This is a genomic window from Isoptericola sp. NPDC057559, from assembly GCF_042801555.1.
Classification (GTDB): domain Bacteria; phylum Actinomycetota; class Actinomycetes; order Actinomycetales; family Cellulomonadaceae; genus Isoptericola.
Window position 1 is genome coordinate 590,415 of record NZ_JBHVFQ010000001.1, and the last position, 17,133, is coordinate 607,547.

Annotated in this window: 18 protein-coding genes; 8 read left to right on the forward strand and 10 right to left on the reverse strand. The window is 74.4% G+C overall.

What is annotated here, in order from left to right:
• Positions 1-13 precede the first annotated feature (13 nt).
• Together ACFU5J_RS02625 and ACFU5J_RS02630 are read left to right on the forward strand one after the other, a co-directional pair.
• Positions 14-490 (forward strand): hypothetical protein, encoded by a 477-nt coding sequence (locus ACFU5J_RS02625; protein ID WP_430577708.1) that lies wholly within the window; start codon positions 14-16, stop codon positions 488-490.
• A gap of 115 nt (positions 491-605) precedes the next feature.
• Complete coding sequence (locus tag ACFU5J_RS02630) at positions 606-2,093, forward strand: APC family permease (protein ID WP_430573738.1); 1,488 nt, start codon at positions 606-608, stop codon at positions 2,091-2,093.
• Between the two features lie 16 nt (positions 2,094-2,109).
• On the opposite strand, the gene ACFU5J_RS02635 is transcribed toward ACFU5J_RS02630, so the two are convergent.
• The 4 genes from ACFU5J_RS02635 to ACFU5J_RS02650 all read right to left on the reverse strand — a co-directional run bounded on the left by ACFU5J_RS02635 (position 2,110) and on the right by ACFU5J_RS02650 (position 5,103).
• Positions 2,110-3,192 (reverse strand): HAD family hydrolase, encoded by a 1,083-nt coding sequence (locus ACFU5J_RS02635; protein ID WP_430577709.1) that lies wholly within the window; start codon positions 3,190-3,192, stop codon positions 2,110-2,112.
• Positions 3,193-3,274: 82 nt separating this feature from the next.
• A complete protein-coding gene (locus tag ACFU5J_RS02640; protein WP_430573740.1) occupies positions 3,275-3,799 on the reverse strand; it encodes an O-acetyl-ADP-ribose deacetylase in 525 nt (174 codons plus the stop codon).
• 34 nt (positions 3,800-3,833) lie between these two features.
• Positions 3,834-4,082, reverse strand: coding sequence for a PspC domain-containing protein (locus ACFU5J_RS02645; RefSeq protein ID WP_430573741.1), 249 nt, complete (start codon positions 4,080-4,082; stop codon positions 3,834-3,836).
• Between the two features lie 91 nt (positions 4,083-4,173).
• Positions 4,174-5,103: an aminoglycoside phosphotransferase family protein gene (locus ACFU5J_RS02650; RefSeq protein ID WP_430577710.1), complete on the reverse strand. Its 930-nt coding sequence runs from the start codon at positions 5,101-5,103 to the stop codon at positions 4,174-4,176.
• A 52-nt stretch (positions 5,104-5,155) separates the two neighbouring features.
• Between ACFU5J_RS02650 and ACFU5J_RS02655 the strand changes: the two genes are divergently transcribed.
• Entirely contained in the window at positions 5,156-6,058 is a 903-nt protein-coding gene (locus ACFU5J_RS02655) for an endo alpha-1,4 polygalactosaminidase (RefSeq protein ID WP_430577711.1), read from the forward strand.
• A gap of 17 nt (positions 6,059-6,075) precedes the next feature.
• On the opposite strand, the gene ACFU5J_RS02660 is transcribed toward ACFU5J_RS02655, so the two are convergent.
• Positions 6,076-6,573 (reverse strand): MarR family winged helix-turn-helix transcriptional regulator, encoded by a 498-nt coding sequence (locus ACFU5J_RS02660; protein WP_430573744.1) that lies wholly within the window; start codon positions 6,571-6,573, stop codon positions 6,076-6,078.
• Between the two features lie 84 nt (positions 6,574-6,657).
• Between ACFU5J_RS02660 and ACFU5J_RS02665 the strand changes: the two genes are divergently transcribed.
• The 3 genes from ACFU5J_RS02665 (at position 6,658) to ACFU5J_RS02675 (ending at position 8,135) form a co-directional block, all read left to right on the forward strand.
• Positions 6,658-7,131 carry a cupin domain-containing protein gene (locus ACFU5J_RS02665; protein WP_430577712.1) on the forward strand — a complete coding sequence of 158 codons (474 nt, stop codon included), beginning with the start codon at positions 6,658-6,660 and terminating at the stop codon, positions 7,129-7,131.
• 81 nt (positions 7,132-7,212) lie between these two features.
• Entirely contained in the window at positions 7,213-7,650 is a 438-nt protein-coding gene (locus ACFU5J_RS02670) for a DUF4267 domain-containing protein (RefSeq protein ID WP_430577713.1), read from the forward strand.
• 89 nt (positions 7,651-7,739) lie between these two features.
• Positions 7,740-8,135: a hypothetical protein gene (locus ACFU5J_RS02675; RefSeq protein WP_430577714.1), complete on the forward strand. Its 396-nt coding sequence runs from the start codon at positions 7,740-7,742 to the stop codon at positions 8,133-8,135.
• On the opposite strand, the gene hrpA is transcribed toward ACFU5J_RS02675, so the two are convergent.
• From hrpA to ACFU5J_RS02690, 3 genes are all read right to left on the reverse strand, one after another.
• The gene (hrpA, locus tag ACFU5J_RS02680) at positions 8,116-12,429 is read right to left on the reverse strand and encodes an ATP-dependent RNA helicase HrpA (protein WP_430577715.1); all 4,314 of its coding nucleotides are present in this window, start codon (positions 12,427-12,429) and stop codon (positions 8,116-8,118) included. The two genes, ACFU5J_RS02675 and hrpA, sit on opposite strands and share 20 nt — an antisense overlap.
• 197 nt (positions 12,430-12,626) lie before the next feature.
• A complete protein-coding gene (locus tag ACFU5J_RS02685) occupies positions 12,627-13,226 on the reverse strand; it encodes a VanZ family protein (protein WP_430577716.1) in 600 nt (199 codons plus the stop codon).
• An 86-nt stretch (positions 13,227-13,312) separates the two neighbouring features.
• Positions 13,313-13,756 carry a winged helix-turn-helix transcriptional regulator gene (locus tag ACFU5J_RS02690; protein ID WP_430577717.1) on the reverse strand — a complete coding sequence of 148 codons (444 nt, stop codon included), beginning with the start codon at positions 13,754-13,756 and terminating at the stop codon, positions 13,313-13,315.
• 139 nt (positions 13,757-13,895) lie between these two features.
• Here ACFU5J_RS02690 and ACFU5J_RS02695 point away from each other — a divergent pair, with 139 nt between their 5' ends.
• On the forward strand, positions 13,896-14,813 hold the full coding sequence (locus ACFU5J_RS02695; RefSeq protein WP_430577718.1) for an alcohol dehydrogenase catalytic domain-containing protein: 918 nt from the start codon (positions 13,896-13,898) through the stop codon (positions 14,811-14,813).
• Positions 14,810-15,187: a DUF4267 domain-containing protein gene (locus ACFU5J_RS02700; RefSeq protein WP_430577719.1), complete on the forward strand. Its 378-nt coding sequence runs from the start codon at positions 14,810-14,812 to the stop codon at positions 15,185-15,187. The genes ACFU5J_RS02695 and ACFU5J_RS02700 overlap by 4 nt, the downstream gene beginning before the upstream one ends.
• A 13-nt stretch (positions 15,188-15,200) precedes the next feature.
• On the opposite strand, the gene ACFU5J_RS02705 is transcribed toward ACFU5J_RS02700, so the two are convergent.
• A complete protein-coding gene (locus tag ACFU5J_RS02705; protein ID WP_430573753.1) occupies positions 15,201-16,136 on the reverse strand; it encodes an aldo/keto reductase family oxidoreductase in 936 nt (311 codons plus the stop codon).
• 50 nt (positions 16,137-16,186) lie between these two features.
• On the reverse strand, positions 16,187-17,047 hold the full coding sequence (locus ACFU5J_RS02710) for an aldo/keto reductase (RefSeq protein ID WP_430573754.1): 861 nt from the start codon (positions 17,045-17,047) through the stop codon (positions 16,187-16,189).
• Positions 17,048-17,133: the final 86 nt, after the last annotated feature.

Sequence of the window (17,133 nt, forward strand, 5' to 3'; positions counted from 1 at the left end):
AGGGAGGTCGACGATGACGCTGGCAGGCCGCGGGTGGTACGGCGGGAGCCGCGGTGGGCACCTGTCGGCGACGACGGTCGCCTGGGTGCTGGGAGTCCTGCTCCTCGTCGTCGGGGTCTTCATGGTCGTCGCGGTGGTCCGCAACGCCCGGGGGCGGGGTGTCTACCGGACGCGACGCGGGGTCGAAGACTACGCGCGGACGAGTCACTACGGCGACGTCGACCGGGCGGCCGCCGCCGTGCGGGCCGCGTTCCCCGTGTCGCTGACGGTGCTCTCCGCTGGTGCGGACCTCGTCCTGTTCGCCCTGATCGGGGAGGAGGACGCGCTGGGCCGGCCGTTCTGGCCCGTCCCGCTCGGCGTCACGCTGGTGTGCGCGGTGTGGATCGTCGTCGAGCGCGAGGTCGCCTTCCCGGGGGTGCTCGTGCCCCCCGGCGCGCGCGGCACGACGGGCCTCCTGCGCGCGCGCCGTCGGGCCCGGTCCCGGGCGTGAGCCGCGCGTCGCCCGTGCGGTCGATGTCCCGGCGCGGTTCTATGGGGCGTCGGCTGTCCCGCGCAACGAGGCGAGGGGGCCGCGAGGACGATCCTCGAGGATCCAGGAGGTCGCGATGAGCCAGACGATCGACGAGACCGGGCCGGGCGGAGCCGGCGGCACCGCCGAACCGGGCCTCAAGCGGGTGATGGGGCGCAAGCTCCTGCTGCTGTTCATCGTCGGGGACATCCTCGGCACCGGCGTGTACGCCCTCACCGGTCAGGTGGCGGGAGAGGTCGGCGGCGCGGCGTGGGCGCCGTTCCTCATCGCGTTCCTGGTGGCCACGATCACCGCGTTCTCGTACCTGGAGCTCGTCACGAAGTACCCGCAGGCCGCGGGGGCCGCGCTGTACACGCACAAGGCGTTCGGCATCCACTTCGTCACGTTCATCATCGCGTTCATGGTGATGTGCTCCGGCATCACGTCGGCGTCGACCGCGTCGAACGCGTTCGCGGGGTTCCTCGACGACGGCTTCGGCCTGGGCCTGGGGACCACCGGGCTGCTGTGGATCGCGCTCGGCTTCATGACGCTCGTGGCGCTGGTGAACTTCCGCGGCGTCGGCGAGAGCGTCAAGGCGAACGTGGTGCTGACCCTCGTGGAGCTCTCGGGCCTGCTGCTCGTCATCTTCGTCGGCATGTGGGGGATGACGCAGGGGCGTGCGGACTTCTCGCGCGTCGTCGTCTTCGAGAGCGCGGACGACAAGAGCGTCTTCCTCGCGGTCACGGCCGCCACCACCCTCGCGTTCTTCGCCATGGTGGGCTTCGAGGACTCCGTGAACATGGCGGAGGAGTGCCAGGACCCGGTGCGGGACTTCCCGCGCACGATGCTCACCGGCCTGTCGATCACCGGGCTCATCTACGTGCTGGTCGCGATCACCGCCGTCGCCCTCGTGCCCGTCGGCGACCTCACCGACGCCGAGAAGGGGTCGGCGCTGACGCAGGTCGTGGCGGCCGGCGCCCCGGGCCTGCCGTTCGACACGATCTTCCCCTTCATCGGGATGTTCGCGGTGGCGAACTCGGCCCTCATCAACATGCTCATGGCGTCCCGCCTGCTCTACGGCCTGGCCAAGCAGGGGGTGCTGCCGCGCAGCTTCGGCAGGGTGCACCGGACGCGGCAGACGCCGTGGGTGTCGATCATCGTGACCACGCTGATCTCGTTCGGGCTGATCACGTACGTGGTCAACGCCAACGCCACCGAGGAGGGGTCCAACGCCATCGCCCTGCTCGGCGGCACCACGTCGCTGCTGCTCCTGGTCGTGTTCGCCGTGGTCAACGTCGCGCTGCTGGTCCTGCGCAAGCAGCCCGTGAAGCACCCCCACTTCCGGACGAAGACGTGGCTCGCCGTGCTCGGCGCGATCACGTGCGCGTACCTCGCCGGGCCGTGGGCGCGCAGCGCCGAGCAGCAGGAGCAGTACCTCATCGCGGGCGGCCTGCTGGCCGTCGGCGTCGTGCTGTCGTTCGTGACCTGGCTCTACAACCGCGCGGTGCGCCACCAGCAGATCCACTTCGAGGACGTCGAGGAGCTCGACGAGGACAAGCCGCAGGCGGGCTACCCGAAGCGCTGACCGGCCGCGGCGGAGGTCAGGCGGTCGCGACCGTCCGGCTGCCGTCGACGCCGTGCCCGGCCAGCAGGTCGAGCAGCGCCGCGTGCCCGTCGTCGACCGTCCAGCACACGGCGGCGAGGCCCGCGGCGCGGGCACCTGCGACGTTGTCCTGCCGGTCGTCGACGAACAGGATCGCGGAGGGGTCCGCGCCGATGCGGCGCGCGGCTTCGACGAAGAACGCCGGGTCGGGCTTGGCCGCGCCGAGGTCGTGGGAGTAGCAGCTGACGTCGAACAGGGCGTCGTAGCCGAGCCCGTCGCGCATGTACGCGGCCCGGTGCCGGTCCTGGTTGGTCCCCAGGTGCACGCCGTACCCGTTCCTGCGCAGGGCGTCGACGACGGCGAAGGACGCGGCGACGGGGTCGATGCGGCAGCAGACGGCCTCGAACACCTCCTCGACCGGCTCGGGCACGCCGAACTCGGCGAGGACCGCTGCCAGCAGCGGGAGGAAGTCGCCGTCGCCGGCCAGCGTCGGCCGCTCCACCGCGACCGCCCGGGTCCAGAGCTCCGGCGCGCGGTCGCCGGCGAACGGCTCCACCAGCGCCTCCCAGCCGCCGGGCACGACCTGCAGGACGTCGTCCGCGTCGAACATCACGTGCCGGATCGGCGACGCGGCGACGGAGCGCTTGGAGCCCGCGGTGGTGGGCGCCAGCACGACGCCCTCGGGCAGCGGCGTCGGCTCGTGCCGCACGTGGGGCACGACGCCCACCTGGAACGCGTCCTCGTAGACGCGCGTCCCCGGGTCGGTGCTCCGCACGACGTCGTGCGCGACGCCGTGGGCGGCGAGGATCGCGCACATCCGGTCCACCCGCTCCTGCATGGCGGCGGGCACCGGGGTGCGGAACCAGGTCACCGCGCCGACGGTGTTGCCGTCGGCGTAGAAGCCGGGGTTCGGCAGGCGCGCGGTGAACCAGTCGTCGACGTCGAGGTACTCGGCCTCCTGGTCGGGGGAGAGCACGCCGGCCCGGCGGAGATGGTCGACGGCGACGAAGACGCCGACCTCGACGCCCAGCCGGCCGCGATACGTCGCCTGGACACGGACGTAGGTCTCCTCGGTGCGCACGCGCCGAGCCTGGCAGGCCGGGCGCGCGGCGCGCGCGGGATTTTCGGGGCCGACCGGTCGGCCCCGGCCCCCGCGGCGCGCGTCAGGCGAGCGCCAGCGCCTGCTCGAAGGCGGCGAGGACCGGCGCGTTGAAGAGCACGAACCGCACCTCGTCGAGGGCGGCCGGGTTGGCGTCGTCCCAGGTCCGGACGGCGTGGGTGGCGGCCTGCGCCACGTCGTCGGCGGCCCAGCCGTAGACGCCGGCGCCGACGGCGGGGAAGGCGACGGTCCGGGCGCGCAGGTCGGCCGCGACGTCGAGCGACCGGGTGAAGCACGACGCGAGCAGGTCGGGGTCGGTCTCGCCCGCGTGCCGGTTCGGGCCGACCGTGTGGATGACCCACTCGGCGGGCAGGCCGAAGCCGGGGGTGGCGACGGCCTCGCCCACGGGCAGGCCGGCGGGCAGGGTGGTGGCGCGCAGCTCGCGGCACGCCGCGAGGAGTCGCGGCCCGGCGGCCGCGTGGATGGCGCCGTCGACCCCGCCGCCGCCCAGCAGCGACGAGTTCGCGGCGTTCACGATCGCGTCCACGGCGACGGTGGTGATGTCGCCGTGCTCCACGGTGACGTGCACGGTTCCTCCTGGGGGTCGGGACCGGGCGGCGCGCTCAGGCGGCGCGCAGCGCCTTGTCCTCGTCGGGCATGAGGATCCACAGCACGATGTAGGCGAGCACCTGCGGGCCGGGGATGAGGATCGACGCGACGGCGAGGACGCGGACGAGGCCGCGGCTCCAGCCGAGGTAGTCGGCGAGGCCCGCGCAGACGCCGCCGAGCACGCGGCCGAACTTCGGCCGGTACAGCTTGCGGCGGGGGGCGGGGGCGGGCTGGACGTACGGGGTCGTGGTCGGAGTGGTCATGATTCGACGGTACGAGCGGCCCCGCGCGCTCGGTATCGGGTTCTCCCCCCGTTCGACCCTGAGGAACCCTGACCCCCCGACCGCGCGCGGGTCAGGCGACGGCGGCCGCGATCCGCCGCTGCGAGGCGCGCGCGAACCCGGGCCAGCGGTCCCAGTAGTACGGCAGGGCGATCACGCCCTGCACCAGCACCCAGCCACGCCCGCGCTCCCAGGCGCCGTCGTCGAGGTCTCCGCCCGGGCCGGCCCCGGCGGCCTCGCGGAACGCGTCGCGGTCGCGGCCGGAGAAGAGCCACCAGGCGGGCGGGAGGTCGGCCGCCGGGTCGCCGACGCCGAGGGCGCCCCAGTCGATGACGGCGGTGAGCCGGCCGCCCTCGCCGGACCTGCTCGCGATGAGGTTGCCGGGCATGAGGTCGCCGTGCAGCCACGTGCCGGGCACCGGGTCGGCCGCCGCCTCCAGCGCGCGGTCCCAGGCCTTGAGGACGGCGGGGCCGTCGACGCGGTCCCCGGCCGCGGCGGCGGCGCGGCGGACGTCGTCGTCCAGCCGGGCCAGCGGCACCCCCCGGCCGGTGCCGTCCTTGACCGGCCCGTCCGTCGCGTCGACGGCGCGGAGCGCGCTGACGAACGCGCCCAGGTCGGCGGCCGCGGCGGCGGGGTCCAGGTTCGGGACCGTGTCCGGGTCGAGCGGGTCGGCAGTCGCGGCACCGGGGACCCACGGCACCACGGACCAGTGGAACGGGTACGCGTCGTCCGGCACGCCGAGCGCGAGCGGCGCGGGCACGGCCAGCGGGACGTGCGGGGCGAGGAACGGCAGCCAGCGGGCGTCCGAGAGCGCGTGCTTCCCCGCCCACGCGGCCTTCGGCATCCGTGCCACGAGCTCGTCGCCGAGGCGGAACAGCAGGTGGTCGGTGCCGGACTCGCTGACGGGCGTCACGGCCAGCGACGCCCACCGCGGGTGCTGGGCCGCGACCAGGCGGCGGACGTCGTCGGCGGTGACGGGGACCTCGTCGTCGTGCAGCGGCATGGTCCCGACCGTAGACGTGCCCGCGGCGCCGCGGCCAGGCGATACTCGTGCGGTGCGGGGGACGACGGCGGTGCTCAGGTCCGTGCTGGTGACGGCGGTGGCGCTCGCGGCGTCGTCCTGCGCCCCCGAGCCGGCGGCATCGCCCACGGCGCCGTCCACCGCGTCGTCCACAGTGCCTTCCACAGGGTCGGCGGCGGGCTCGGGGGTCGACCTGCCGCCCACGGCGGGTGCGCTCGACTACCAGCTCGGCGGCGCCTACGGCGCGGGGGACGACGGCGGTCCGGCCGCGATCGACGTCGTGGTCCGCGACGCCACGGCGGACCCGCTGCCCGGCGCGTACGGCGTCTGCTACGTCAACGGCTTCCAGACCCAGCCCGGTGAGGAGGACCGCTGGGCCGGGCACGACGACCTGCTGCTGCGCGACGCGGACGGCGAGCCCGTCGTCGACCCGGACTGGCCCGACGAGCGCGTGCTCGACCCGTCCACCGCGGAGCAGCGCGAGGGGATCCTCGCGGTGCTGGGCCCGGTGGTCGAGGGGTGCGCGGCGGCGGGGTTCGACGCCGTGGAGCTGGACAACCTCGACACCTGGACCCGGTTCGACGCCATCGACGAGGCGGGCGCGCACGCCCTGGCGCGCGCGTACGTGGACCTGGCGCACCGGTCGGGGCTGGCCGTGGCGCAGAAGAACGCCGCCGAGATCACCCGCCTCGCCCACGACGACCTGGGCTTCGACCTCGCCGTCACCGAGGAGTGCGCGGTGTGGTCCGAGTGCGCCGCCTACACCGACGTCTACGGGGACCACGTGCTGCAGGTCGAGTACCCGGACGCCCTCGACGAGGCGGGCCTGACCTTCGCCGATGTGTGCGCCCTCGAGGACCGCGCGCCGCTCACCGTGCTGCGCGACCGGGACCTCGTCGCGGCCGGCGACGAGGGGTACGTGTACGACGCCTGCTGACGCTCGTCGGGGGCCGCTCAGCCCTCGGCGAGGTGCGCGATCAGCTTGCGCGTCACGCGGTCCAGGTCGGCGCGGTCCCTGCTGCTGAGCGCGGACACGGCCTCCTGCTGGCCGGCGGTGTGGGTCGTGACGGCCTCGTCCACGAGGCGCTTCCCCTCGGGGGTGAGCTCGACGTCGAGGCTGCGGCGGTCGTGCGCGCTCGGCACGCGGACGATGAGCCCGCGCTTCTCCAGCCGGTCGAGCCGGCCCGTCATCGTGCCCGTCGTCATGAGCAGCGCGCGGGCCAGGGCGGTGGGGGAGAGCCGGAAGGGTTCGCCGGCGCGGCGCAGGGCGAACATGACGTCGCCGTCGCCGCGGTTGACGCCGTAGTCGCCGGCGAGCCGGTCCGTCCGGGCGTTGACGAGCTCGGCCGCGCGGGTCAGCCGCGCGAGGAGCGCCATCGTGTCGCGGTCGATGTCGGGGCGCTGGTCCGCCCACTGCTGGACCAGGGCGTCGATGCGGTCGTTGTCGTCCACCTCGCCAGTTTAGCTTGCGTGCGAGTTACTTGGGGTCTACCTTCATCTCAAGTAACTCGTACACAAGTAACTTGAGGAGGAGCAATGACTGCCACGCTGACGCTCAACGGGTCCGAGTCCCTGGTGGTGCGGGAGAGCACCCCCGACCGCTTCGAGGTCGAGGCGACGTACCAGCCGCACGGGGAGCGCCCGCCGCAGCACGTGCACCCGCACCACGACGAGGAGTTCACCGTGCTGGCGGGCACGATCCGGGTCGGGTTCGCGGACCGCCGGAAGGACTTCGCCGCCGGCGAGTCGTTCGTCGTCCCGCGCGGCACCGCGCACCACATGTGGAACCCGGGCGCGGAGCCGGCCGTGCTCCGCTGGGTCAGCACCCCGGCCGGCCGCGTCGAGGAGTTCTTCACCGCGATGGACCGGCTGCAGCGCGAGGGGCGGGCCGGGCTGGTCGCCCTCGCGGGCGTGCTGCACCGCTACCGCGACGTCATGCGGCCCACCTCGCCCGTGACCCGAGCCGCCGTCCACGTCCTCGGCCCGCTCGGCGCCCGCGCGCGCCGCTGACCGCCCGTCCGTCCGCCCCTGCCCCGTTCCGGACCGCCACGCGCAGACCGTCCACCCGCAGACCGCCGAAGGAGTACCACCATGTTCCGCAAGCACCTCGCGACGACCCTGACCGTCCTGCTCGCCGTCGGCATCGGCTACGTCGGCGTCAGCTACCTGTTCTTCCCCGCGGCGACCGCGCCGCAGTTCGGCATGGCGGTGTGGCCCGAGGGCGACGCGGCGACCTTCCTCGTCACGAAGGGCGCCCGCGACCTCGCGTCCGGGCTGGTGCCCCTCGCGCTGCTGCTCACGGGTCAGCGCCGCGCGCTCGGGTGGGTGCTGACGATCTGGACCCTCGTGCCCCTCGGCGACGCCGCGCTCATCCTGTCCACCGGCGGGTCCACCGTGACCGCGCTGGCCGTGCACGGCGTGACGGCCCTCGCGCTGCTCGTCACCGGCGTCCTGCTGCTCACCGAGACGAGGGGGGTGCCGGCGCCCGTCGCCGCCGGTCGCCCCGAGCTCGCCGGGCGCCGGGGCTGACGGCCGCCGGGCACGGGGCCACAGCTGGTGCGTGCGTCCCCCGGCCGCGAGGATGAGGGCACCGACGGCGGCCGAGGAGGGCGCGACCCGTGAGCTGGTTCGGGATAGTGATGGGGGCGCTGGGCGCGTGCGCGCTGGCCGGGGCGATCACGGCCGTGCCGGTGCTGGTGTCGCCGTGGATGCGGTGGCACTCGGGCTGGCTGCGGGCCGCCGTCCTGTTCGTCGTGGTGCTCCCCGCGCTCGTGTTCGCCCGCGACGCCGCTCTGGTCGGGTACGCGCTGCCCGCGTTCGTCGGGATGACGCTGGGCGACTGCCTCGCCTGGGCGCACGTCGCCCGCGGGCACCCGCTGTTCACGCGCGAGGGGTACTGGGGCCGCGTCCTGACCCTGCTCGCACGGCTCGACGGCGCGGGCCGCGTGACGGCCGACTACCGGGCGGCGGCCCGTGCCGTCGGAGCGGGCCCGGTCACCAGCCGCCGGGGCTGAGGATCTTGCGGACGCGCTTCTCGCTGACGGCGCCGTCGGTGCCGAGCTGCTGCGCGAACAGGGAGACCCGGAGCTCCTCGATCAGCCAGCGCACCTCGGCGAGCTCGGCCGCGCGGGCCGGGTCGGCCGGCCCGGCGGCGTACGCGGCGCGGGCCTTGTCGTAGGCCTCGGTCACGTCGTGCACGCGCCACGCGAGCTCGGCGTCGCGGGCGGGGTTGGTCTGCGCCTTCTCCAGCCGGTACGAGGCGGCACGCAGGTAGCGCACCAGGTGCGGCACGCGCCGCGGCGGTGTCTGCGCGACGAAGCCGTCGTGGACCAGCCCGGCGACGTGGTCGCGGATGTCCTGCAGCGTGTTGAGCAGCGCGAGGGAGGACGACGAGCGCACCTCGCCCTCGACGGTCCGCCACGCGGTCAGCGCGGCGACGACGTGCCCGACGATCCGGTGCACCTCGTCCTCCAGGTGGCGGCGCACGAACGTGCGGGCCTCGGCGTACGCCTCCGCGTCGCGGACCTGCTCGGCCACCGGGCCGCCGGCCGGGGTGCCGGGCGCCTTCGCGGCGTCGGGGCTGGTCAGCGCCGTGACGGCCGCGAGCTGCAGGTCGGCCACGAGCGCCTCGGTGTTCCGGTACGGCGCCGCGGCCAGCGTCAGCGACTGCGACGACGACCAGCGTGACGTCACGCGGCCCGTCTGGAGCGCCGTCTCCGCGAGCAGCAGCCGCCGCACCCCGCGGGCGTGCGCGGCGTCCCGGCCCGAGGCGTCGGCGAGCACGCGCAGCGCCACCGTGGGCTTCCGCTTCGCGTCCTCCTCCTCGACCAGCGCCGGATACCCGCGCACCACGACGCCGCCCCCGAGGTCGGTCGAGACCGAGTCGGGCAGCCGCCCGTCGGGCAGGCCCTCCGGCCACGTCGTCAGGCCGGCCTGCTCGGGCACGACGGAGCTCGCCCCGGGGGCGGGGTCGGGCGTCGTCGAGCGCGGCGCGGGGCGGCCCGGCGCGGTGGCGGCCGGGGCGGGCGTGCCCGCCGAGCGGCGGGCCTCCTCGAGCGCGAGGCCGACGGCGCCCTTCACGGCCGCGCGGACGGCCGCCTCGGCCTGCGCCGCGAGGCGCTTCTGCAGGGACAGCAGGTCCTTCGACTCGTCGAGCGGGGTGGCGGCCGGGCGGCCGGCGCCGCCCTTGCCGCGGCCCTTGCCCTTCGCCGGGGCCTTCGCCGGAGCCGGCGCGGCGTCCTCGACCCGGAACGTCATGCGCAGGTGTGCGGGCAGGCGCTCGACGCGCTCGGCGTCCCACACGTCGTCGGGGATCACGACGTCGCGCAGGGCCCGGACGGCGCGCGTGAACGCGACGTGGAACGGCTCGGCCATGTCGCCCGCGCGGGTCATGTCCTCCCACGCCGGGGTGTGCTCGCGCAGCCAGCCGGCGACGGCGCGTCCGACGTCGGGCGCGGGCACGAGCTGCACGCGCACGGCCTTGGGCAGCGACTTGATGGTCGCGACGCACAGCTCGTCGAGCAGGCCGGGCACCATCCAGTCGAAGCCCTCGGGGGCCACCCGGTTGAGGATCGACAGCGGGACGTGCACGGTGACGCCGTCGGCGGCCGCGCCGGGCTGGAACTGGTAGGTCAGCGGCAGCGTGACCTCGCCCTGCGTCCAGGTCTCCGGGAACTCGGACGTGTCCACGGCGCCGGCGTCGACGAGCTGGTCGAGCGTGAACGTCAGCAGGTCCGGCGTCTCGCGCTGCGCCGACTTCCACCAGCGGTCGAAGTGCGCGGCGCTCACGACGGAGTCGGGCACCCGCTCGTCGTAGAACGCGAACAGGTCGTCCTCCGACGCGACGAGCCCGCGCTGGCGCGAGCGCGCCTCGAGCTCCTCCGCCTCGGCGAGGAGGCGTCGGTTCTCGGCGAAGAACCGGTGGTGGGTGGTCCACTGGCCCTCGACGAGCGCGTGCCGCACGAACATCTCGCGCGCGGCCTCCGGGTCCACCTTCGCGAAGAGCACGGGACGGTCGGCGACGATCGGCACGCCGTACAGCAGCACCTTCTCCGTGGCCATCGCCGCGCCCTGCTTGGTGGACCAGTGCGGGTCGGAGTACGTGTGCTTGGCGAGCGGCCCGGCGAGCTCCTCCGCCCACTCGGGCCGGATGCGGGCGACGTCGCGGGCCCAGAGGCGGGACGTCTCGACGAGCTCGCCGGCCATGATCCACTCCGGCGGCTTCTTGCTCAGCGCCGAGCCGGGGAAGATCGCGAACCGGGCGCCGCGGGCGCCGACGTACTCGTTGCGGGCGCGCTTGGCGGCCTGCCGCAGCGCGCGGGCGCGGGCCTCGCCGCGCAGGTGCGCCACCGACGACGCCTTGATCTCGCCCGTGTCCTGCATGCCGATCTGGCTGAGCAGCCCGGCCAGCAGCGACCGGTGGATGGTGTCGTCGTCCCAGGTGAGGCGGTGGTCCACCTCGACCGCCTCGTCCTCGACCGAGGACGCCTCGCGGGGCTTGAACGACATGTCGATGCCGAGCGGCTTGGCCATCTCGCGCAGCTGCGCCACGACGTCCTGCCACTCGCGGATGCGCAGGAAGTTGAGGTACTCCGCCTTGCACAGGCGGCGGAACGCGGAGGAGCCCATCTCGTGCTGCTGCCCGCGCACGTACTCCCAGAGGTTCAGGGCCGTGAGGAAGTCCGACTTCTGGTCGGTGAAGCGGGCGTGCAGCTGGTCGGCCTGCGCGCGGCTCTCGGCGGGGCGCTCGCGCGGGTCCTGGATCGACAGCAGGGCCGCGATGATCGCGACCTCGCGCGCGACGCCCTGCTTCGCGCCCTCGATGATCATGCGCGCCAGGCGCGGGTCCATCGGGAGCTGCGCCAGCGTGCGGCCGACGTCGGTGAGCCGCGTCGCGCCGTCCGTCGTCTCCAGCGCGCCCAGCTCGGACAGCAGCTGCACGCCGTCGCGCACGGCCCGGGTGTCCGGGGGCTCGACGAACGGGAAGCGGGCCACGTCGTCGGGCGTGGACACGACGCCCACCGAGATCATCTGCAGCAGCACGGACGCGAGCGACGTGCGCAGGATCTCCGGCTCGGTGAACTCGGGCCGCCCGAGGAAGTCCTCCTCGGAGTAGAGCCGGATCGCGACGCCGTCGGCCACGCGGCCGGACCGGCCGGACCGCTGGTTGGCCGACGCCTGGCTGATCGGCTCGATCGGCAGCCGCTGCACCTTGGTGGCCTTGGAGTAGCGCGAGATGCGGGCCGTGCCCGGGTCGACGACGTAGTGGATGCCCGGCACGGTCAGCGACGTCTCCGCGACGTTCGTCGACAGCACGATGCGGCGGCCCGGGTGCGACTGGAACACCCGGTGCTGCTCCGCGGCGGACAGCCGCGAGTAGAGCGGCAGGATCTCGACGTGGTCGGGGCGCTTGGCGTCCCGCACGCGGTCCTTGAGGTGCCCCTCGAGCGCGTCCGCGGCGTCGTGGATCTCCCGCTCGCCGGACAGGAACACGAGGATGTCGCCGGAGCCCTCGCGCATCAGCTCGTCGCAGGCCTCGACGATGCCCGTGACCAGGTCCTTCTCCTCGCCCTTCTTCTTGGCGGGGGAGTCGGGGTCGGTGTCCGGGGACAGGGGCCGCCAGCGGATCTCGACCGGGAACGTGCGCCCGGTGACCTCGACGACGGGCGCGTGGTCGGGCAGCACGTCGACGACGGCCTCGGGCGCGCCGCCCACCTCGGCGAGGTGCGACGGCGAGAAGTGCGCGGCGAAGCGCTCGGAGTCGATCGTCGCGGACGTGATGACGACCTTGAGGTCCGGCCGGCGCGGCAGCAGCCGGGACAGGTAGCCCAGCAGGAAGTCGATGTTCAGCGACCGCTCGTGCGCCTCGTCGATGACGATCGTGTCGTAGGCGAGCAGGTCCGGGTCCCGCTGGATCTGGGCCAGCAGGATGCCGTCCGTCATCACCTTGACGAGGGTCTCCTCGCTCGAGGTGTCGGTGAACCGCACCTGGTAGCCGACGACGCCGCCCAGCGGGGTGCCCAGCTCCTCCGCGACGCGCTCGGCGACGCTGCGGGCCGCGATCCGACGCGGCTGCGTGTGCCCGATCTGCCCGGCCCGGCCGCGGCCGAGCTCCAGCAGGATCTTCGGCAGCTGGGTCGTCTTGCCGGAGCCCGTCTCGCCCGCGACGACGACGACCTGGTGGTCGCGGATCGCGGCGGCGATGTCCTCCCGGCGGGCCGAGACCGGCAGCTGCTCGGGGTAGACGATCGGCGGCACCTCGACGGCGGCGCGGATCGCGGCCGCCCTGGCGAGCTGCTCGCGGCTCACCCGGCGCGGGCCGGACCGCTGCCCCGAATGCTGCGCGTCGCCCCGGTTCCGGGCGCCGTTCCCGCGGCCGTGTCCTCCGCCCTGCCCACCGCCCTGACCGCGACCACGACCCCGGCGGCGGGAACGACGCGCACCGCCGTCGTCCGACGACGACTGCGGTGCGGGGCTGGGCTCGGTGCTCACGACGTCCCATTCTCTCAACCTCGGCAAGGTGATTCGTGCCGGGCCGCCGAACCGTCGCCGCAGCCGACCACGACATCGCCCGGAGGGGGCCCGGTCAGGCGCACGGGCGAGGCGGCGAAGAGCCCCGCCGCGAGCAGGGCGAGCGCCGTCCCGGCTGCGCACCACCGGGTCACGACCCCCGCCGTCCGGGCCCGGAGCGCGCGGCGGGCGAGCGCGACGACGCCGAGCCCGGCCAGGCCGCCCGCGGTGTTGACGACGACGTCGGTGACGTCCGAGCTCCCGACGGCCAGCACGTACTGCGCGACCTCGAGGAGCGCGCTCGCGCCCGCGAGGGCACCGGCGACCTTCCACCACGGCCACGCCGGGACGAGGAGCCCGAGGTAGACGCCGAAGGGCAGGAAGATCAGGAGGTTCAGGACGATCTCGACGGGATCGCTGGCGCCCGCATGGGCGGTGGCCGCGAACGGCACGAGCTTGACGACCCGCTGCCCCGCCTCGCCGGTGAACGGCACGTCGAGCTTCCACAGCACGGTCCAGGTGACCAGGGCGAGGTACGCCGCGAACAGCAGGATCAGGAGGGGCCGCGGCCGTGGCGCGGGGGCGGTGACGGTCATCGCCCCAGCCCACACGCCGCCATGTTGCGGGAGCGTATGCGGAAAAGGGCCGCGGCCGGCGCCGGGACGTCCGGTGCCGGTCCGGGCTACTCGTCGTCCGTCTGCCGCCGGTCGTGCTGGTCGCGATGCGTGAGGACCTCGTCCATGTGCCCCTCCGCCCACGCCTTGATGTCCCGCATGACGCCCTGCAGGGAGGCGCCGAGATCCGTCAGCTCGTAGGTGACAGTCACGGGAACGGTCGCGGTGACCGTCCTGGTCAGCATCCCGTCGCGCTCCAGGGACCGCAGGGTCTGGGTGAGCATCTTCTGGCTCACGCCGGAGATCTGCCGGGCCAGCTCGGAGTAGCGCATCGACCGGGGTCCGGGCGTGGGCCCAGAGCCGGGCCCGTCACCGCCCAGCGCGGCGAGCACCAGCGCGACCCACTTGTCGGAGATCCGCGCCAGGAGCTGGCGGCTCGGGCAGACGGCGAGGAAGGCGTCGTACTCCCGCCTTGCCACGGCTCGGTGCTGGGCCGCGGTCATGGTCGGCATGGGCTCTCTCCCGTGGTCCGGTGGCTAACGCACCTCAAGGTGCCTACTTCCCGATCGGAAGCGGCTTCTCCATGGTGGTGGTGATCCACCACCCGAGCAACACCCGAGCACCGACAGAGACGACACGAGGAGCAGAGCCATGAACCAGCAGACATCGCGGCGAGCCGTGGTCCGCACGCCGCACGGACCGGAGTCGATCGAGATCGTCGACGTGCCCGTCCCGGAGCCCGGGCAGGGCCAGGTGCTGGTCAAGGTCGCCGCCGCGGCGATCAACCCGGTCGACCTCGAGGTCACGGGCGGCGGGCTCCACCGCCTCGGCCTGGTGACCCAGCCCGAGCACACCGGGCTCGGCGCGGACTTCTCGGGGGTCGTGGAGGCCATCGGCGACGACGTCGACCTGGCCGTCGGCACGCGGGTGGCCGGCTTCGTCGGCGGCTTCGACCGCGACCACGGCTCGCACGCCGAGCACGTCGTGGTCGACGCGGCCGACGTCGCCGTGCTGCCCGACGGGATGTGCCCCAACGTCGCGGCGAGCCTGCCCCTGACCGTCACGACGGCCGCCCAGCTGCTGGAGGTCCTCGGCGCCGTACCGGCGGAGGGACGCCGGCTCCTGGTCACGGGGGCGGCCGGCGGGGTGGGGGCGGCGGTCGCGGCGCTCGCCGCGGCGCGGGGCTGGGCGGTGACCGGTCTCGCACGTGCCGGTGACGAGGCGTTCGTCCGCGGCCTCGGCGTCGACTTCACCGCCGCGCCCCAGGGCCGGTGGGACGTGGTCGCCGACGCCGCGGCGATGCAGGACGAGGCGGTGTCGCTCGTCCGCGACGGCGGGAGGTTCGTCGGTGTGAAGCCGGGACTGGAACCCGACGCGGAGCGCGGCATCGCGGTCGACGTGGTGGTCAGCCGTCCCGACGGACCGCTGCTCGCGGGGCTGCTCGACCGCGTGGTCGACGGGACCGTCCCCGCCAGGATCCACGCGGCCCTCCCGCTCGCGGAGGTCGTGGGCGCCTACCAGCTGCTGGCCAATGGCGGCGTCCGCGGCCGGGTCGTGGTGCTCCCGTGATCGCCACCGTCGCCACCGTGGTCGCCGGGCTGATCGCCGCGGCCGTCGTCGTCATGGGCACGAGCTTCTTCTGGGCGCCAGCGGTCGCCGCCGGGTTCGGCATCCCCGGCACGCCGGTGGAGGACCGCGCCTTCAGGTCCTGGGCGCAGGTCAAGGGCAACCGCGACATCGGCACCGGGCTCCTGCTGCTCGTGGTGCTGGTCGGCGGCACGCCCCAGCTGCTCGGCGCAGCCATGGTCGTGGCCGCCGTGATGCCCGTCGCCGACGCGGTGACCGTGGCCGCCGCCGGCGGGCCACGGGCGACGGTCTACGGCGTGCACGCCGCGACCGCCGCCGTCATGGTCCTGGTCGGTCTCGTGCTGCTCCTCGCGTGACGGACGCCCGCCGTCAGGGCACGCGGTACCCCGCCGCGCGGAACAGCTCGTACCACTCGGCCCGCGTGAGCGGGAGGTCCGAGCCCTGCGCGGCGCCCGCGACGCGCTCCGGCGTCGTCGTGCCGAGCACCACCTGCATCCCCGCGGGGTGGCGCGTGATCCACGCGACGGCGACGGCGATCGGCGGCACGTCGTACTTCGCCGCGAGGCGGTCGATCACCGCGTTGAGCTCGGGGTAGTCGTCCGAGCCGAGGAACACGCCGGTGAAGAACCCGGCCTGGAAGGGCGACCAGGCCTGCACGGTGATGTCGTGCAGGCGGCAGTAGTCGAGGATGCCGCCGCCGTCGAGGGTGAGCGACTGGTCCTCGCCGGCCATGTTGGCCGCGACGCCCTGCGCCACGATCGGCGCGTGCGTGATCGACAGCTGGAGCTGGTTCGCGACGATCGGCTGCCGCACCGAGCGCTTCAGCAGCTCGATCTGGCCCGGCGTGTGGTTGGAGACGCCGAAGGCGCGCACCTTGCCGGACGACTCGAGCTCGTCGAACGCGCGCGCGACCTCGTCCGGCTCCACGAGCGCGTCCGGGCGGTGCAGCAGCAGCACGTCGAGGTAGTCCGTGCCCAGCGCGCGCAGCGAGCCCTCGACGGACTCGACCAGGTGCTCGTAGGAGAAGTCGAAGTACGGCCCCTCGCGCACGATGCCGGCCTTGGACTGGATGGTGAGCTGCTCGCGCTCCGACGGCGTCAGCTGCATCGCCTCGGCGAAGCGGCGCTCGCAGCCGTGCAGGTCGTCGCCGTACACGTCGGCGTGGTCGACGAAGTCGATGCCGGCGTCACGGCCGGTGCGGACCAGCTCACGGACGGCGTCGTCGTCCATCTGCTGGATGCGCATGAGGCCGAGCACGACGTTCGGGACCTGGCGGCCCGTGGGGCCCAGGGGGACGGTTCTCATGGATCCTCCTCGATCGGGGGAGAGGTGGGTCGGTGGGTGGTGCCGCGGGCTCAGGTGGCCGACAGCGCGGCGAGCTCGTCGGCGGTGAGGACGAGGTCCACGGCGCGCGCGGAGTCCTCGATGCTCGCCGGCCGCGACGCCCCCGGGATGGGGACGACGACGGGCGCGAGCGCGAGCTCCCACGCGAGCGTGACCTGCTGCGGGCTCACGCCGCGGGCCTCGGCGACGCGGCCGAACGCGGCGTGCGCCGTGCCGACCTCGCCCGCCCGGCGGATCCCGCCGAGCGGCGACCAGGGCAGGAACGCGACGCCGAGCGACGCGCAGTGCTCCAGCTCGGCGAGGCTGGAGCGGAACGCCGGCGAGAACTGGTTCTGCACCGACGCGAGCCGGCCGCCCAGCACCTCGTTCGCCTCGTCGATCTGGGCGACGCTCGCGTTCGAGATGCCGGCCTGGACGATGACGCCCTCGTCGAGGAGCTCGACGAGCGCGCCGACCGACTCGGCGTAGGGCACGGCGGGGTCCGGGCGGTGGAACTGGTAGAGCCCGATCGCCTCGACGCCGAGGCGGCGGGCGGACTCCCGGGCGGCCTTCTTGAGGTGCTCGGGGCGCCCGTCCTGGGTCCACGACCCGTCGCCGGGGCGCAGGTGGCCGCCCTTGGTGGCGACCAGGACGGCGGACGTGTCGCCGCCCCAGGAGCGCAGCGCGCGGGCGACGAGCTCCTCGTTGTGGCCGACCTCGTCGGCGTGCAGGTGGTAGGCGTCGGCGGTGTCGACGAGGGTGACCCCCGCGTCGAGCGCCGCGTGGATCGTGGCGACCGAGCGTGCCTCGTCGGGGCGGCCCTCGATGGACATCGGCATGCCGCCGAGCCCGATCGCGCTGACGGTCCTGGTTCCGATCGTGCGAGCTTCCACGGCTCTCCTTGTGTCGTCGGTGCCTCCGACGATAGGAAGATCACCGTTGATGAGTCCAACAACTGGACGTCATGGGTTCCAGCACC

Coding starts and splice junctions, on each gene's coding strand:
- ACFU5J_RS02650 (WP_430577710.1), bottom strand. CDS start 5,103: ATGCCGCTGCACGACGACGAGGTCCCCGTCACCGCCGACGACGTCCGC.
- ACFU5J_RS02705 (WP_430573753.1), bottom strand. CDS start 16,136: ATGAGAACCGTCCCCCTGGGCCCCACGGGCCGCCAGGTCCCGAACGTC.
- ACFU5J_RS02645 (WP_430573741.1), bottom strand. CDS start 4,082: ATGACCACTCCGACCACGACCCCGTACGTCCAGCCCGCCCCCGCCCCC.
- ACFU5J_RS02670 (WP_430577713.1), top strand. CDS start 7,213: ATGTTCCGCAAGCACCTCGCGACGACCCTGACCGTCCTGCTCGCCGTC.
- ACFU5J_RS02630 (WP_430573738.1), top strand. CDS start 606: ATGAGCCAGACGATCGACGAGACCGGGCCGGGCGGAGCCGGCGGCACC.
- ACFU5J_RS02625 (WP_430577708.1), top strand. CDS start 14: ATGACGCTGGCAGGCCGCGGGTGGTACGGCGGGAGCCGCGGTGGGCAC.
- ACFU5J_RS02690 (WP_430577717.1), bottom strand. CDS start 13,756: ATGCCGACCATGACCGCGGCCCAGCACCGAGCCGTGGCAAGGCGGGAG.
- ACFU5J_RS02665 (WP_430577712.1), top strand. CDS start 6,658: ATGACTGCCACGCTGACGCTCAACGGGTCCGAGTCCCTGGTGGTGCGG.
- ACFU5J_RS02695 (WP_430577718.1), top strand. CDS start 13,896: ATGAACCAGCAGACATCGCGGCGAGCCGTGGTCCGCACGCCGCACGGA.
- ACFU5J_RS02685 (WP_430577716.1), bottom strand. CDS start 13,226: ATGACCGTCACCGCCCCCGCGCCACGGCCGCGGCCCCTCCTGATCCTG.